The 16,521-nt window shown below is 40.2% G+C and carries 16 protein-coding genes; 8 read left to right on the top strand and 8 right to left on the bottom strand.

Features of this window, described 5'->3' with window-relative positions; translation table 11 throughout:
* Positions 1 to 371 precede the first annotated feature (371 nt).
* A complete protein-coding gene (locus tag IQ276_RS33980) occupies positions 372 to 1,379 on the bottom strand; it encodes a LysR substrate-binding domain-containing protein (protein WP_190881570.1) in 1,008 nt (335 codons plus the stop codon).
* A gap of 229 nt (positions 1,380 to 1,608) precedes the next feature.
* Here IQ276_RS33980 and IQ276_RS33975 point away from each other — a divergent pair, with 229 nt between their 5' ends.
* The 3 genes from IQ276_RS33975 to IQ276_RS33965 all read left to right on the top strand — a co-directional run bounded on the left by IQ276_RS33975 (position 1,609) and on the right by IQ276_RS33965 (position 3,890).
* Entirely contained in the window at positions 1,609 to 2,319 is a 711-nt protein-coding gene (locus IQ276_RS33975) for a cadmium resistance transporter (protein ID WP_193922295.1), read from the top strand.
* An 86-nt stretch (positions 2,320 to 2,405) separates the two neighbouring features.
* Positions 2,406 to 3,062, top strand: a complete 657-nt coding sequence (locus IQ276_RS33970) for a hypothetical protein (protein WP_193922294.1) — start codon at positions 2,406 to 2,408, stop codon at positions 3,060 to 3,062.
* Between the two features lie 399 nt (positions 3,063 to 3,461).
* Positions 3,462 to 3,890 (top strand): YidH family protein, encoded by a 429-nt coding sequence (locus tag IQ276_RS33965; protein WP_193922293.1) that lies wholly within the window; start codon positions 3,462 to 3,464, stop codon positions 3,888 to 3,890.
* 136 nt (positions 3,891 to 4,026) lie between these two features.
* Here the strand turns inward: IQ276_RS33965 and IQ276_RS33960 are convergent, their stop codons facing one another.
* From IQ276_RS33960 to IQ276_RS33950, 3 genes are all read right to left on the bottom strand, one after another.
* Entirely contained in the window at positions 4,027 to 4,749 is a 723-nt protein-coding gene (locus tag IQ276_RS33960) for a class I SAM-dependent methyltransferase (RefSeq protein WP_235116204.1), read from the bottom strand.
* Positions 4,750 to 4,768: 19 nt separating this feature from the next.
* On the bottom strand, positions 4,769 to 4,969 hold the full coding sequence (locus IQ276_RS33955) for a hypothetical protein (RefSeq protein WP_193922291.1): 201 nt from the start codon (positions 4,967 to 4,969) through the stop codon (positions 4,769 to 4,771).
* A 403-nt stretch (positions 4,970 to 5,372) separates the two neighbouring features.
* Complete coding sequence (locus IQ276_RS33950; RefSeq protein WP_193922289.1) at positions 5,373 to 6,089, bottom strand: pirin family protein; 717 nt, start codon at positions 6,087 to 6,089, stop codon at positions 5,373 to 5,375.
* Positions 6,090 to 6,679: 590 nt separating this feature from the next.
* On the opposite strand from IQ276_RS33950, the gene IQ276_RS33945 reads away from it, so the two are divergent.
* Positions 6,680 to 7,159: a tellurite resistance TerB family protein gene (locus tag IQ276_RS33945; protein ID WP_193921340.1), complete on the top strand. Its 480-nt coding sequence runs from the start codon at positions 6,680 to 6,682 to the stop codon at positions 7,157 to 7,159.
* A 166-nt stretch (positions 7,160 to 7,325) separates the two neighbouring features.
* Here the strand turns inward: IQ276_RS33945 and dps are convergent, their stop codons facing one another.
* The 4 genes from dps to IQ276_RS33925 form a co-directional block, all read right to left on the bottom strand.
* Positions 7,326 to 7,898: a DNA starvation/stationary phase protection protein Dps gene (gene dps / locus IQ276_RS33940; RefSeq protein WP_193921342.1), complete on the bottom strand. Its 573-nt coding sequence runs from the start codon at positions 7,896 to 7,898 to the stop codon at positions 7,326 to 7,328.
* Between the two features lie 351 nt (positions 7,899 to 8,249).
* Positions 8,250 to 9,302 carry an aldo/keto reductase gene (locus IQ276_RS33935; protein ID WP_193921344.1) on the bottom strand — a complete coding sequence of 351 codons (1,053 nt, stop codon included), beginning with the start codon at positions 9,300 to 9,302 and terminating at the stop codon, positions 8,250 to 8,252.
* 213 nt (positions 9,303 to 9,515) lie between these two features.
* Entirely contained in the window at positions 9,516 to 10,133 is a 618-nt protein-coding gene (locus IQ276_RS33930; protein ID WP_193921345.1) for a Uma2 family endonuclease, read from the bottom strand.
* Positions 10,134 to 10,227: 94 nt separating this feature from the next.
* Positions 10,228 to 11,430 (bottom strand): 3-dehydroquinate synthase, encoded by a 1,203-nt coding sequence (locus IQ276_RS33925; protein ID WP_193921346.1) that lies wholly within the window; start codon positions 11,428 to 11,430, stop codon positions 10,228 to 10,230.
* 482 nt (positions 11,431 to 11,912) lie between these two features.
* Here IQ276_RS33925 and IQ276_RS33920 point away from each other — a divergent pair, with 482 nt between their 5' ends.
* From IQ276_RS33920 to eboE, 4 genes are all read left to right on the top strand, one after another.
* Positions 11,913 to 12,773: an EboA family metabolite traffic protein gene (locus IQ276_RS33920; RefSeq protein ID WP_235116203.1), complete on the top strand. Its 861-nt coding sequence runs from the start codon at positions 11,913 to 11,915 to the stop codon at positions 12,771 to 12,773.
* Between the two features lie 141 nt (positions 12,774 to 12,914).
* On the top strand, positions 12,915 to 13,817 hold the full coding sequence (locus IQ276_RS33915) for a TatD family hydrolase (protein WP_235116202.1): 903 nt from the start codon (positions 12,915 to 12,917) through the stop codon (positions 13,815 to 13,817).
* Between the two features lie 101 nt (positions 13,818 to 13,918).
* A complete protein-coding gene (gene eboC / locus IQ276_RS33910; protein ID WP_309245625.1) occupies positions 13,919 to 14,851 on the top strand; it encodes a UbiA-like protein EboC in 933 nt (310 codons plus the stop codon).
* A gap of 185 nt (positions 14,852 to 15,036) precedes the next feature.
* The gene (eboE, locus tag IQ276_RS33905) at positions 15,037 to 16,290 is read left to right on the top strand and encodes a metabolite traffic protein EboE (RefSeq protein ID WP_193922350.1); all 1,254 of its coding nucleotides are present in this window, start codon (positions 15,037 to 15,039) and stop codon (positions 16,288 to 16,290) included.
* Positions 16,291 to 16,521 lie beyond the last annotated feature (231 nt).

The raw sequence follows: 16,521 nt of genomic DNA, 5'->3' as shown, positions 1-16,521 counted from the left end.
GGGGAAATATTTAGGACTAGCCTTTCAAGGTGACCAACGAACATACGTTGTTTTAGTGCTAGCATCTTGAATCATCCGCTCACATTTTGGGCTTTTTGAAGATTGAAATAACCAATCTTCGTTCCAAATTTCAACACCTTGAAAGGGCTAATATTTAGGACTTACGCATTGACACGAAATACAAAATATGTTTTTTTTGAAAAACTAGACCTGTCGTAGGGGCACAGCAGTGCTGTGCCCTCCATAGCGCGGGTTTATGTACCATCAAAGAATAATTAATCAAAGCCTGAAACGACATATTTTCCTGAATGCATACCATGATTAATTTGTACAGTGCGTAAGTCCTGATATTGACAAATGACTAATGACTATTAACTTTTAATTTTTCCTTTTTCCTTTTTTGTTGAATGTTGATCTGAATTATTTAACATTGAGGATAACAAAATTTGTTCAAAGGCTTTGGAAAGAGCAGTTTGGAAACGCTGACGATGCTTGAGTTTGAAAAAAGGTCGAACTATTTCTACGTAGGCGTAGTCCCCCGTAGGCATCGCAGTCTCTTGTTCTCTATTATCAATAACTCGAATTGGGCGTAGAGTTCCAAGCTGGATTTCTTTTTTTACCATCAACTCAGAAATTCCAGTTGCACCGACGCCGTTTTCAATGGCTGCTTTTGCCATCTCACCACTAGTGAACACTAAAATTACATTCAATTCAGTGAGATTGATTCCCCAATTTTGCAAGGCTTCCTCAAATCTTTGCTGGGTTCCAGATTCAGGCACCCGCATCACCCAAGGAGTTTGAGTCAGTTGGCTTAACTCAATTTCTCCTTGCTCAAACCAAGGATGTTTTTCACCTACGACAATTTGCAAGCGATCGCTCCCCACGATTTCGTACTGTAGAGTGTTTTGCAGCGCTGGTTTCACATCTCCTTCCACTAAACCCAAATCAAATTGTCCCATTGCTGTTCCTACACAAATCGTTTCGGCGTTGGCAAGGGTACAGTCAATTTGGATACCAGGGTATTGGCTCTTAAAGTCACTAATCTTGCTTGGTAGCCAATAATTACCGATTGTCAGACTTGCCCCTAATTTCAATTCACCCCGTTGGAGATTATTCAATTCCCGCAATCCCCTTTCAGTCAAGTAGACTTGATCGAGAATTTTCTGCGCCTCCACTTGCAGTAACTTACCAGCCTCAGCAATCTCAATATGACGACCAATTCGATGAAATAATTTAACTCCGTATTCTTGTTCTAAGTTCTGGATCGCTGCACTGACGGCAGGTTGTGTAATATAAAGTTCTTCTGCTGCCCGAGTAAAGTGTAAGTGTTGCGCTACAGCCAGAAAGATTTTTAGCTGTTCAAGCGTCATTCCTGCCATTGATGGTGTCCCTAAAACTTGGTGTCAAAATTTTAATCACTTCCATTTATCATTTTGACAAAAAAAAGCATTTGATTCTATCGTTTAGTTTGTCTAAAGTATAAATCACAGCTTTCTACGTAGTTATTTGTCATTTGTCATTTGTCATTGGTCATTTGTAAATAAACTGATGCCCCATGCCCAATGCCCAATGCCCAATTACCAAGCATCAAAATAAGGACTTCGATAAATGAGCGGTTTAGTCACTGCAATTACCACAGGAATTACGGCATTCAGTGCCACGAATATTGACGATATTGTGATTTTGACGTTGCTTTTTTCACAAGTAAATAAAACATTCCGTAGTCGTCACATTATTGCTGGCCAGTATCTCGGTTTTGCTGCACTGATCGCTGCTAGCCTTCCAGGTTTTTTTGGTGGACTCATTATACCGCAGGACTGGATTAGGTTACTTGGTTTAATGCCAATAATTATTGGTATGAGTAGTTTGCTAAAACGCGAAGAGGATTCATCAGACGAAGTTACAGAAGAAACTGAGCCTTCTTGTCCCTCTGTAATTCGCAGTTTTATATCTCCGCAAACATGTAATGTAGCTGCCATCGCCTTTGCTAATGGTAGTGATAATATCAGCGTTTACGTACCTTTATTTGCCAACTCGGAATTAGAAAGTCTGTTGCTGATTTTAGGCGTATTCTTTTCTCTGGTGGGTGTCTGGTGTTATGCCGCTTACAAGTTAACCTACTTACCTGCGATCGCTCAATTTTTAACTGATAACGGCAACACTTTTGTACCTTGTATTTTAGTTGGCTTGGGTGTGTTTATTGTCTCAGAAAATGTTACTTGGACTCTTTTATCTGTAGTTTCTAGTTATCTATTTTCCTTCATTTTGAGTCTAAAAAATCAGCAATCGAGCGAACAACAAGAAAAATTAAGTATTTAAAAAAGTGGTGTAATAATTCATAACTCTGAGTTTTCACAATCAATTACCTACTGAATAACCTCAAATTGCTCGACAGGAGTTAAATCATGAAAATCTGGAAATCTCTGCTAATTATCTTGATGATTTTTGTTAATCTAGCCTTTGCTCAACCTTCTTTTGCTGATAGACCAAAATTTAGCAAAAATCCTGATTATGTCGAGGTCACCAAAGCACTTAAGCAACTTACTCAGGCAAAAAAAGACCGAAGTGAACTTGCAGGTGTCACACCAGAAGAAATTCAAAAGAAAATCGATGAGTTAACATTCCAAAAATATGCTTTGGAGACGGGAATTAACTGGGGTCAATGCGAGAACCAAACAGGTAATACCATTGCAGTATACGGCAAAACACCAAATGAGGAAGAGGAAGAAGATGCTGTATACGACAATGGTCTGTATTTTCTAGCTGATGGTCAGTCAACTCAAAATAACTGGGATTGTGATGGATTCTATTTGCCAAATGATACTAAACTCGGAGCCTTAACCCCAGATGGGCAAATTCAAGAATTTACAGAACCAGTAGCTATTAAAATACCTGATGGCAGTAAGTTGACGATTAAAACCAATCCAGATAATGCTGCAATTGAAATCAACATTCCTAATGCTCAAATTGTCAAAGCCAATGAAGTGAACTGGTTTATCCCCAATGTATCACAGGCTTTAATAAATACACGGGTTCCCAATGCGCCTATTGAGAAGTCTTAAATCGGTGAATAGTAGACAGTTACCAGTGAACACTAGTTACTGAAATCTGTTTCTCAACGATATGTTTTCAAATTTAACAGGGTAACAGCCAAAATCAGAGACGAAACAGGACAAGGACTGGTGAAAAATCTCTCTGGTGCTGGCTGTTTTCTTTTGAGTAATTACTGCTTACCGTTGGCTAAAACCCTGATTTTGATGTTGCCATCGCTCCCCACTCCAGACTTCTTGAAAATAGTACAAAATTTCAGTTAAAATAAACTTGGCAAAAAAATGTACAATCACAATAAATATATTTCACTAAAGCAATTAGCGCGTTGGATGCAAATAATCTGGAAGGAAATTTGCTATTACTTTCGCGTTTTTTGGAGAGGAGCCTCTTTCGGAATAAAGGTATTATTGATGCAGTTAAAATCGAAACCCACAGAAGAAGTTAAAGATCAAAAAAAAGCAGGACGATTAAATCCATCTCGGATACGAGACCACTTAGCAAATGAGCGTACATACCTGGCTTGGATGCGGACAGGGATTGCTCTTTTGGGCTTTGGTGTGGTCATCGTGCGTCTGCGTGCTTTCCAAATACCTTTGGTGCCCCGTCCTGGGAACGGCTGGAAGTTAGGCTTAGTTTTCTCGCTGGTGGGTTTAATTACGGTGTGGCTGTCAACGGGACACTATTTTGCTGTGCGCCGTGATATCGAAGAAGATACTTATGAACCAACAGACCGGTGGGTGCTGCTGTTTAGTTTGGCTGTAATGATTCTCGGTGCTGGAGTCATCTATTTTGTTTTTACAACATCTTTAGATCCAACGAGTCCAATTATTGCTGAGTAATGGTATTTTTACAGCAGATTACAGGAAGCGTGAATTACACTATCTGGGTGTGGTAGCTAGGCACAGAGGCTATTCTAATTCTGTTAGCGCAGCGGGGCGTAGCCCATTCTGAATTCTGCTGTAACTGTTCATTAGTTTAAAATCGCACTTTGTACAACTCGAATAATTCTCCTGATTTCTGGGTTATTACTTTACCACCAGCAGCTTTAATCGTTTTTTCCCACTCAACTAGAGGTTCTAAAAATACCTCAGCACCCAAATAAGTTTCTAAAACTGCCCAATCTTCTGCTAAAGGCTGTTCGGGATTGAGGATGTCAAATACAAAATGTCCACCTGGTTTTAAGACTCGTTTGACTTGCGTCAAGACAGCATTCCAGTATTCAAGTGGAAAATAGCAGCTAAATCCTGTGGCGATCGCCAAGTCAAATTGACCTGGTGAATAGTTTAAATCATGAGCCGCTCCCAATTCAACACCTTTGAATAGCTTAGAATTCAACTGCGGCCCGCGAGAAGTGAGAATATCTCGCGCCACATTACTGATTTCTTGTCCATAAAAAAATGCTTGCCAATCCCGCCAAGGATAAATTAACAAGCTGACACCGCAGCCGATATCTAAACAGTGCTGATTTTTTTGAGGTTTGGCAACTTCCCAAAAAGGAGAAGCAATTCTCCCGGAAAAATTGCCGCCAGCCCACTCCCGAAAGATTGGCATTGCTTGGACTTCGGCTGGGAGTTCAACGGGTTGACCAAGATATTCTCGGTTGAAGCGGTAGGCTACTTGTGTTAATCTTTCTTGCCAGTCGGTTGATTTGTGGGCGGCGAAGAGATTTTGTAACTGGGAATCGGGCTTTTTGGGCATGAGATTTCTGCTATTCTTTCTAAGGATTGTATTCAAATTCGCTTTGGGTTCGCACTCCTATCCAATCACCTGCGGGAGTTTGTCCGACTTCGTAGCTGTAGGCAAGATCCCAAAAACTGATACTGTAATAAGTGCGATCGCGTAAACACTGGTTCATGAATTGGCTGAGTTTACGGCTATTGTAGCGACTATCAGCATATTCAACTGTTCGCTTCTCCAAAAAAACCTTTTACCAACAATTAAACCAATTGAATTATTAGATGGAAAGTAAGAGGAAGCTTTCAGATTAAAAGATTCTATGTTTTGCAAACTCTTACTCAGTATTTGAAATAAAGTTTCTATTTTGTCAGCCCAGAGCATCAACTTAACGCGAAATCAGCAGTTAGAGTTCGCCCTGGCTCTAAGTTGACACCAATAATCGTAGGGGCGCACAGCTGTGCGCCCCTACAACAGTCAATACTGCTCGGATAAGCAGGGGAGGCAGGGGAAGCAGGGGAAGCAGGGGAGGCAAAACTCAACGCCAGCCCCCATTTCTCCCCGTGCTCCCCCTGCTTGCCTCAACCAAGAAATTTCTTAACCGAGCAGTATTGCTACAACAGTGGTCTATTCAACTACTTAGCATATTAGCCCAAATCAAAAAGCAAGATTTCGCCGCCAATATTGGTGCTAATTTCTAACTGTTCTTCGCCGTTGATTTGCACGCCATCGCCTGCTCTGAGTTCTTCGCCATTTAAGTTGACTATACCTTGGGCTACTTGTAACCAGGCATAGCGATCGCCTTTTACTTGATAATTAACAACATCACCTAACTCTAAAACAGAGGCGTATAAATCAACATCTTGGTGAATTGTCACAGCACCATCGCGCCCATCTTTAGCAGCAATTAAGCGTAATTGACCGCGCTTTTCTTCAATGGGAAAAGCTTTTTGTTCGTATCTTGGTGTCAACCCTTCTCGATCGGGAAGAATCCAGATTTGTAGCAAGTGTAGTGGTTCAGTTGGCGAGGGATTAAATTCGCTGTGGCTGATTCCAGTACCAGCACTCATAATTTGGGCATCACCGGGACGAATTACTGAGCCAGTACCTAAGCTGTCTTTATGCTCTACAGCGCCTTCTAAGACATAGGTGAGGATTTCCATGTCACGGTGACCGTGGGTAGGAAATCCAGCACCAGGGGCGATGCGGTCATCGTTGATGACTCGCAGAGAACGAAATCCCATGCGGTTGGGATCGTAAAAACTACCAAAGGAAAATGTATGATAACTATCGAGCCAGCCTGTTTGAGCGTGACCACGGGCATTGCGATCGTGAATTAAGTGGGTAATTGTATTTTTAGACATAGATTTACCTCGTTGTTAATTGTTTTTAGAAGTGTTCAGAATTCTTATTTATTCAACCTAATTTTGAACTATTTAAATAGTAAAGTATATACAGATAAAATAAAAGTACGCACTTTTAAGTGCTATACTTACCAAAAATATACTGTGACATTTTACAGTGTTTTTCAATTGAATAGCCTTATTTTTTATTATGAAAAAATCTAACTATTTCTAGGTTTGGTTATCGGAGAGTGAGCCAATAAAACCAGGTATTCTTGGTGTTGGGTTTTGTTCCTCAACCCGACCTACATCTATAGGACTCATATTTGATTTGGTGAAAAAACTCAGTACACCTCAAACTTCCTGTTTTTCTGTTCCCTGTTAAGAGTTCCCTTCCTAGATAAATATAGGACTCATATTTGATTTTTGAACAAAACTCAGTACACCTTTATTGCTCCTTCCCAGTCCCCAGTCCCCAATCCCCAGTCCCTTACCTCTACAAGTCATTCAGAAATCAAATCGGATTGCTATATGTTCGTTAATCAAATGGGTTTTATATGATGTGATAATGACATTGAATAACTTACTTAATCTATTTATCAAGGGTAAGCATGACTACTGAAAATGAGGGTCTGTTGTGGTTATTTAGAGAAAAATACAGCTTTAGCAAACTTCCAAGTTTTGAAGCTTATGATGGTTACTCGAAGTCGATTCTCATTTGTGCCAATGGAGACGGCACATTAACCCCTGAAGAAAGAAACTGGGTTGTTGGGCTTCTTTCTGCTTTTGGCGCATCAGACTCATTATTGGAGGAACTCAAATCTTATAAAGCTGACGAAGATATCGAGAAGGTGATTGGTGATGCTCCAGAGGCAACTGGTTCACGGCGTTATCTTGTTTACGATGCTATTAAAGCTTGCAGCGCTGATGGAGAATATAGTGACAAGGAAAGGGCAACTGTAACCAAAATGGCAGCTAAACTGGGCATTTCTGAAGATATAGTCAAACAAATTGAAGAAATCTGTATCGAAGAAGCCAAACTACGCCAGAAACGACTGGAACTGATGTATCCGGAGGGAGCACCTATCTAGCGATTTTTATACTACTAAAAACGACACAGGGTACAGTGTGAAGACTTGTCTACAGGGCATCTGTGCGACTATTAAACCCAAATTTTCGATAAATAATATGATGCGTTAGGCTTTAACCTAACGCACCCTACTAGTTAAGATTTACTGTCCCCTGATTGAGAAGTGCTTACTTGACGCCAGCTACTGTCTTTTGAGTTTTAGTAGCGCCTGCGTTGCCATTCTCTGCCTTAATTTCTGCTACTTGTAGATGAGCTTCTAAGAACCAGAGGCGTTTGTCAATGGTGCGAGAAATTTCAGTGTAAAGGTCAGCGGTATCAGCATCACCTAATTCATCGGTTTTAGCGATCGCTTCTCGGATATGTTTAGCGTAAGGTGCAAAACGATCTGCTAAAGCTGTCACATGGTCTTTACCATCCAAAATATCAAAGGGATATTCTGGCAGAATGGAATTACTAGCAGCAGCGCGGGCTGTCCCTAGAGCATATCCACCTAAAGCGGTGACGCGTTCGGCAACTATATCAACGTATTCTTCCAATTCACCAGCAAGTTCATCAAACAATTCATGTAGCTGGTAAAAATCGGTACCTTTAACATTCCAGTGCGCTTGCTTTGCCTGAGTTTTCAAATCCAAAGTAGCTGCTAAGGTTTGGTTGAGAATTACCACAATTTGCACTCGCGCTGCGGCGGGAATGTCAATGCGGGTAGGGTAAAGACGTGATGCAATGGTGTTGTCGCTCATGGTTGTAGTTAATGCCTTTTACAGTTAACTTTACAGATTTTAGTTTGCGATGCGAAACTCTCTGACGATAGATTGTATTAATGCCTGAATGTGTTACTGTTTAAACTTGATACAATTTTGGATTTTGGATTTTGGATTTGGTCATTGATCATTGGTCATTCGTGAATAACAAAAGACAAATAACAAATGAAAAATGACATTTGAGGATGTTTTAAAAGTAATAGGTGAGGTATCCAAAACTTTAGATCCTCCTAAATCCTCCTTAAAAAGGAGGACTTTGAGAATGTTATTCCCTTTTTTAGAGGGGTTAGGGGGGATCTCGATACAACGGTAGACTTTGCAAACATCCTCTTAGATCCGATGGTTGTCTATGGCATTAAATGTACCACCAAAAAGACGATCGCGAATTACATCGTTGTGCAAAAAGTCATGGGGAAAACCCAATTCAATTTGACTCACTTCATTTAAGCGCTGCAAATGTTCTGGGGAAAGAGTCACATCCAAAGAAGCTAAGTTATCTTGAAACTGAGTTAATTTACGTGCGCCAATAATCGGAATTATCACCCCACTTTGAGCGCGTAACCAAGCTAATGCTACCTGTGATGGTGTGTGTCCAATTTCTCCTGCAACTTGACTGACGACTTCAGCGATCGCTAAACTTTTTTCTGAAATAGTTCCTAAGGCTGCATTTGCTAACCGTCCTGGTTCGCCACTTTCTTGAGGAGGTTTATTATACTTCCCTGTCAGCACACCACCACCCAGAGGTGACCACGGTGTTACTGCTAAATCCAAGGCTTTGGCCATCGGTATCAAGTCGCGTTCTGGTGTCCGCTGAATTAAACTATACTCAATTTGCAGGGCGACAAACTGCGTCCATCCTTGATATTGGGCGATGGTATTTGCTTGGGAAATGATCCAAGCGGGTGCATCAGAAATGCCGATGTAAAGTACTTTACCTTGGCGGACGACATCATCAAGCGATCGCAATACTTCTTCAACAGGCGTGGTAAAATCCCAAGCGTGCAACCAGAATAAGTCAATATAATCGGTATTCAACCGCTTCAGGCTACCTTCTAAAGACTGGATTAAGTTCTTGCGATGATTCCCACTACCGTTGGGGTTGCCGTTCTTATCATTCATCCGCAAGGGAAAGGAATATTTCGTAGCAACTACAAAACGTTCCCGGTCTTTGGCGATTAATTCACCGACAATTTTTTCACTGCTACCGTCGGTATAACCATTGGCGGTGTCAATAAAATTGCCTCCTGCTTCCACAAAAGTATCAAACACTTTACCGCTTTCGTCTTTGGAAGCACCCCAACCCCAATCTTCACCAAAAGTCATGGTTCCCAAGCAGAGTTCAGATACTCTTAACCCGCTTTTGCCCAAGAGTTTGTATCTCATGAATATTTTCTCACTAATGAAAAAAACTATGCGAATACTATCCCAAAGGCATGATAACTAGAAATTAGGACTTACGCACTGTGGAAATTAATTATGGTATGCATTCACTAAAATAAATACTTTCAGACTTTGATTAATCATTTTTTGATGGTATGTAGACCCGCATTGTAGGGGTTCATTGGTATCAACTGAAGCAAAAAGTAAATTCAATACTTATTGACCAATATTGAACACTTGTTCCGCCGTCAAATTTAACTCAGGGAAAGTAGGAGATATAATTTTATCGTTACCCCGAAACTGACTGACTTGGTATTCTCCATCAATTAGTTGATAGACTGAGAAAGTGGGTTGTTTGGGATTACCGATAAACTTCCTAGCTCCCAATGCTGCATAGTCAACAATCCAATATTCAGGAATACCCATCTCTTCATAATCCGCAAGTTTGAGATAGTAATCATCGCGCCAGTTGGTACTGACAACCTCAATAACTAAAGGAATTGATGTACCCTTAGTGACAGTAGAAGATTTTTCCCAAAGCGGTTCATCAACTAAAGCAGCGTCATTTAGGATTAATACATCTGGGAAATAACCTGATTCTCTTTCTGGTGGCTTTACTATTGCTTGATTGGGGATAAAGTAGGGGAGACTTAATCGTCTAAACTCTAAAGTTAATTCAGCAGCAGAAAATCCTTTTATCCTTTCATGCTTCCCTGTTGGCTGTGCCATTTCGACAATTTCCCCGTTGTGGAGTTCGTAGCGTACCCCAGAGTTTTCGGGATACCACGCGATAAATTCGTCAAAGATAACTATTTTTGGTAAGGCTTGGGTCATAACAATTGATTACTGTGGGTTTGCTTTTATTCTAGAAGTGCTGTCCCTTCCTCGGTTTCTTCCTCCCCTGACAGCAACGCTGTTAAAGCCTCCATCAATGCAAAAGTTCCCAATCTTGGAGCAAGGAAATAGCATCTTTATAGAAAGACAAATCCACTTGGTTAACTTCTATTCCCTGTCCGATTCCTTCTAGAAGAGTGATTGTTAATTTACCTCCTAAATGTTCGCGGAACTCGGTAAGACCCCTAAATATACAATGGGGATGGTCTGGCCGATCTAATTGCTCTGCGAGTGCTGGTACATACAAAGTAAAGCCTAATTTCTTAAGTGTGACTAGAATTCTTTGCCACTCGGATTGTAAAAGTTTACCTGTTAAATATGAATAGGTTGTATCCAAAGCAATGCCGATCGCCACAGCTTCACCGTGACGTAAACTGTAATTAGTTAAATGTTCTAGTTTGTGAGCAGCCCAATGTCCAAAATCTAAAGGACGTGATGAACCCATTTCAAAAGGGTCGCCACCACCAGCAATATGCTCTAAGTGCAACTGCGAACAACGATAGATCAGCTTTTCCATAATCTCCATGTCTCGATTAGCTAATCTATCGGCATAAGTCATAATAAAATTAAAGAAATCTGCATCTTTAATCAGTGCCACTTTCACCGCTTCTGCAATACCCGATCGCCAATCGCGATCGTCAAGGCTGGTAATAAAATCAAAGTCATTCAATACAGCATAAGGTGGCATGAATGTACCAAGAAAATTTTTCTTGCCAAAGGCATTAATTCCATTCTTGACCCCGACACCCGAATCATTTTGTCCTAATACTGTTGTCGGCACTCGTAGCAGCCTAATTCCTCGGTGAGCCGTTGCTGCTGCGTATCCTGCCATATCTAATACCGCTCCACCTCCAATTGCTAACACATAGGAATGACGGCATAATCCAACTGCATCAATTACTTGATGAATTTGCTCTATAAATCTAGAATCGTTCTTCACTACTTCTCCACCCGGAACGATGGTTGGTTCACTACTCAAGGTGAATACATCTGCATAAAACTCAGCGTAAAGTGCTAATTTTTTTAGCAACCCATTTTGGTAATTTAAAACTCCTCCATCTACGACTGCTAACACTCGTTTGGGAGTTGTCTCACCATTTGCCGCAATCACTTGTGCAAGTATTGGGTTATCTAAATCAAACAAACCTCTAGTGAAATGAACATCATACTTGAACTTTACTTGAACACATTGATTAATGGGTTGCAGATTGGAAGTAGTCTTTTGTTTAATAGCCATATTTAATATTATGAATTTTTAATTAATTGTAAATATATATGCTACTTAAATTAAGATGAAGGGCATTTTCAACAATATAAATTCGGGACTTGAAGATTCAAATGATTTCCCAGATAACTTAGAGCTAATAAGTCATTAGTTTACAATATCCTTATCTGTTATTTGATAAACCCCAAAATAACACTTGGTTGTAAATTTTTTAATAACTATACTTCATATCCTATACTTTCTAAGTTTGATATTAAATATTATCATTACATGAAATTCTAATTTTTTTCAGTAACCTAATTTCCAAATTTATCGTTTCAAACTCATAACTTTACAGGATCTTATTTTTATTGGGTATATTTTTATAGATTCAATGAAGTTATTAGCTATTAATATACTATGGAACTGGTTGAATAATAAAGTATCCAGTTTAATGCTAAATATTATACATAGTTGTGACAAAAAAAGTTGGGCAACTTCTCCTGAAATTTATCATGAGTAGAGTAAACAATTTACTACATCAGTGGTTACTACAGTCTGTTTCCGAAACAGGTATTGCTTGGCTGGAACAGAAGCAGGCACAGATTGCTAGCGGTGCTGCTGAGCGAGTGTTTTTCACAGCTTTTAGTGCTGTGCCGCGTTATTTGGGTAAACAGAATTTGCAGGTCACATCCCAAGACTTAGAAGCAGCACAAGAGGCGATTACTGGTTGGAATCCTGGTAATTGGAGTGTAGATCAAGCAGGTCGCACACTCTTGCTTTTAGCTTTGCCTCACGATGATGCCCAGACTTATGTGCGATCGCTTGATAAAGTCTTCTCTAGTGCCGATATGGGCGAGTTAGTTGCACTTTATCAGAGTTTGCCGCTATTGCCACATCCAGAATTACATCGCCAACGCGCTGCTGAGGGAATTCGCAGCAATATGAGCAATGTATTTCAAGCCATAGCACTACGTAACCCTTATCCGGCAGATTACTTAGATAATGCCGCTTGGAATCAGATGGTACTGAAAGCAGTATTTGTCGGTAGTCCGTTGCATCTAATTTGGGGTTTGGATCGTCGCGCCAACCCAGAATTAGCGAAAATGTTAACAGACTATGCCCATGAACGCTGGGCAGCAAAACGCTCAGTTATCCCAGAACTTTGGCGGCCTGTAGGTAAATTTGCCGATAGTGCAATCATCGCAGATTTAGAAAAAGTCCTGGCTAATGGGGATATAACCGAGCAACAAGCAGCAGCATTAGCCTGTGCTGAATCATCTTTACCCCAAGCGCAAGCATTACTTTCCCACTATCCAGATTTACAGTCATCCATAGAACAGGGTAATCTGACTTGGAGCAGTTTTAGCGTGTAAATGAAAGGGACTGGGGATTGGGGACTGGGGACTAGGAACTAGGGAATAAGATTAAATACTATTTTCCAATACCCAACACCCAATCTCAAATACCCAATCCCCAGTCCCCAGTCCCCTACTCCCCACTCACTAAACCACACCATGATGTTTATCGATCCTCACATTCACATGTGTTCCCGTACTACTTACGATTACTTAGTAATGCGGGAATATGGTATTGTTGCCGTTATTGAACCAGCTTTTTGGCTAGGACAACCCCGAACCAACGCCGGCACATTCAAAGACTATTTCAGCAGTCTTGTGGGCTGGGAACGGTTTCGTGCTAGTCAGTTCGGCATTCAACATTACTGCACAATCGGCTTAAATCCTAAAGAAGCGAACAACGAGGCACTAGCAGCAGAAGTTATCGAATTGCTACCGCTTTATGCTTGTAAAGAAGGAGTTGTTGCCATTGGTGAAATTGGCTACGATGACATGACAGAAGCAGAAGATAAGTACTTTTGTCAACAGTTAGAGTTAGCCAAAGAACTCGATATGTTGGTACTAATTCATACCCCTCATCGTAATAAGAAAACAGGTGCTATTCGGAGTATGGATCGGTGTATTGAGTATGGCTTAGATCCTTCTCAAGTAGTTATCGATCATAACAACGAAGAAACTGTTGAAGAAGTATTAAAACGCGGTTTTTGGGCGGCTTTTACGATTTATCCCCAAACAAAAATGGGTAACGCTCGGATGGTGGAAGTTGTTCGTAAATATGGACGCGATCGCATCATTGTTGATAGTAGTGCTGATTGGGGAATTAGCGATCCATTAGCAGTGCCAAAAACGGCTCAGTTAATGTTAGAAAGAGGCATTCCGGAAGAACATGTGCGAGCAGTTTGTTATGAAAATGCCCTAGCTGCTTACAGCCAAACTGGGCAGATGCAAGCATCAGATTGGCTCAATCCAGAATCTATCGATCAGCGTCAGTTATTTAATGGTAATTCTGTGTTGCGAGGACAAGAACCAGGTATTAATTCGCTTTCAGTGCTGATTGAATAAAAAATTGGGCATTGGGCATTGCAAAATAAATTTTTATCTTTGCGTTGTCATTCTCACAATCCAAAATCTAAAATCCAAAATAGCATTACGGGGGCAAATAAGTGAATGTTGCAAACTTAAATTTTCAAAGCTGGCGGGGTTATTTTGAATTGATGCGTCCGGCTAATATTGTTACTGCTTGGGCTGATATTTTGGTTGGCTTTGCAGCTTCTGGTTCTGGGATTATTTTTATTCAATTAATTAATGGTGAAGCAAATTTTGCGCTTTTAATTCCATTAGCTTGGTTATTGTTGGCTACAACTGGTTTATATGGCGGCGGTATCGTTTTTAATGATGTTTTTGACGCTGAATTAGATGCCAAAGAACGACCAAATAGAGCAATTCCCAGTGGCCGGGTGTCGCTGAAAAATGCTACTTTATTAGGCAGTATATTGTTTGGAATCGGTATTGGAGCGGCTTTTCAAGTATCTTGGGTGAGTGGCGCGATCGCTATCTTCATAACTCTTTCAGCACTGGTGTATAATTCACTTGCCAAACATCATCCTTTTTTTGGTCCCCTTAATATGGGTTTGTGCCGTGGTAGTAACTTATTATTAGGTGTAAGTGCTGTCCCAGCAATTATAGGAGAACGTTGGTATTTAACGCTAATTCCTGTTATTTACATCGCAGCTATCACCGCAATTAGTCAGGGCGAAGTTCACGGCGGAAAGAAGATTACAGGAGTACTAGCACTAGTTCTGATTGCAATAGTTTTGACGGCAGTTTTAGCATTAGGATTATTACCAGAGTATACAGCGATCGCCGCATTACCATTCGCAGCTTTATTAGCCATCCGAGTACTGCCTAATTTTGTCAAAGCTGCACGTGAACCTTTACCTGAAAATATCCGCAATGCTGTCAAAATAGGTGTGTTGTCTCTAATTGTTTTAGATGCTACTGTTGCATCTGGTTTTGCTGGTTTGTATTACGGTTTAGCAGTCCTGATTTTGCTGCCAATTTCCATGAAATTAGCACAAGTATTTGCTGTTACTTAAAATTACAATTGTGAAAATATCACGCAGAGGCAAGGCAGCGCGGTCTTGGGGGTTTCCCCCATGAGCGACTGCCGCGCAGAGAGAAAGATTGAGTTTGGTACAATATTTTGTAATTATTCATACTCCAAAAACCTCTCTGCGTCTCTGCGTCTCTGCGTGCAAATAAAAAATACAGGATGCAGAAAATGAAAATTACAAAAAACAACAACTTCCATTTAACTTATTGCAGCAATATTCATCCTGGCGAAAGTTGGGTAGAGGTATTTGCAAATTTACAAAAATATATTCCTGAACTCAAATCACGTTTATCACCGACAGAACCTTTTGGTATTGGTTTGAGGTTAGCAGATGTAGCCGCCAAGGAACTTTTAGAAAGTAATAATTTACCTCAATTTCAAAAGTGGTTAACTCAACAAAATTCATATGTTTTTACCTTAAATGGATTTCCTTACGGGGGATTCCATCGACAGGTGGTAAAAGACCAAGTTTATGCACCAGATTGGTCTACACAAGAACGGCTGAACTATACATTAAATCTTACACAAATTTTAGCAACTCTATTACCAGCAGGACTTGATGGTGGAATTTCTACATTGCCATTATCCTATAAACCTTGGTGGGGAGAAGACCAAACAACTTGCGACTCGGTTATCAAAAAGAGTTGTTTGAATCTAGCATCAGTTGTTGCAGAAATGATTCGCATCTGGGAAGAAACAGGAAAAATACTACATATTGATTTGGAACCTGAACCGGATGGATTAATTGAAAATACCTCAGAAGTAATTGATTTTTTCCAAAATTGTTTGTTGCCAATTGGTGGTAATTATTTAGCAGAAAAATTCAATATTGAACAAAGTTTAGCCGAAACTAAACTGCTAGAACATGTTCGACTGTGTTATGATACCTGCCATTTTTCAGTTGAATATGAACAGCCCAATTCTGTATTCGCACGTTTAGAATCAGCAGGAATTAAGATTGGTAAGATTCAAATCAGCGCAGCCATTCAAGTAAAAATTCCTGCTGAAATTGAGAAACGCAGTTTGATAGTTGAACGCTTACGTCCTTTTGCAGAATCTACCTATCTTCACCAAGTAATCGAACGTCGCAGTGATGATACTCTACATCACTATCCTGATTTAATGACTGCATTACCTCATTTAGAGCAGTCTCTAGCCGAAGAATGGCGTACTCACTTCCATGTCCCAATTTTTATTCGTGATTATCAAATTTTGCAGTCTACCCAAGATGATATTGCTACTGTTTTACATCTACTGCAAACTAATAATGCTTGTTCACATTTAGAAATTGAGACTTACACTTGGGATGTATTGCCATCAGAAATGAAAATCGATTTGCTGACTTCTATTCAGCGGGAATATGACTGGGTATTAAAAGAGTTTGCTAAGAATTCAGAATTCAGAATTCAGAATTCTGAATAGTTTGATACCTAAGCTCCTGAATACTTCTACCATTTATATGTGAGGCTGTGCCAAATTTTCTTGGCTTAATTCTTTCTTTCTTTCTTTCTTTCTTTCTTTCTTTCTTTCTTTCTTTCTTTGTGTCCTTTGCGCCCTTTGCGGTTCGTTTCTCATTTAGTTTGGCGCATCTTCATACAGAATTCGTATTACAGAACTAACTACCTGCCTGCCAATTAAGGGGAAATTAAGTTG

The sequence above is a fragment of the Desmonostoc muscorum LEGE 12446 genome (assembly GCF_015207005.2).
In the GTDB taxonomy this organism is placed as follows: Bacteria; Cyanobacteriota; Cyanobacteriia; order Cyanobacteriales; family Nostocaceae; genus Nostoc; species Nostoc muscorum.
This window is presented reverse-complemented; position numbering and strand designations above follow the sequence as displayed.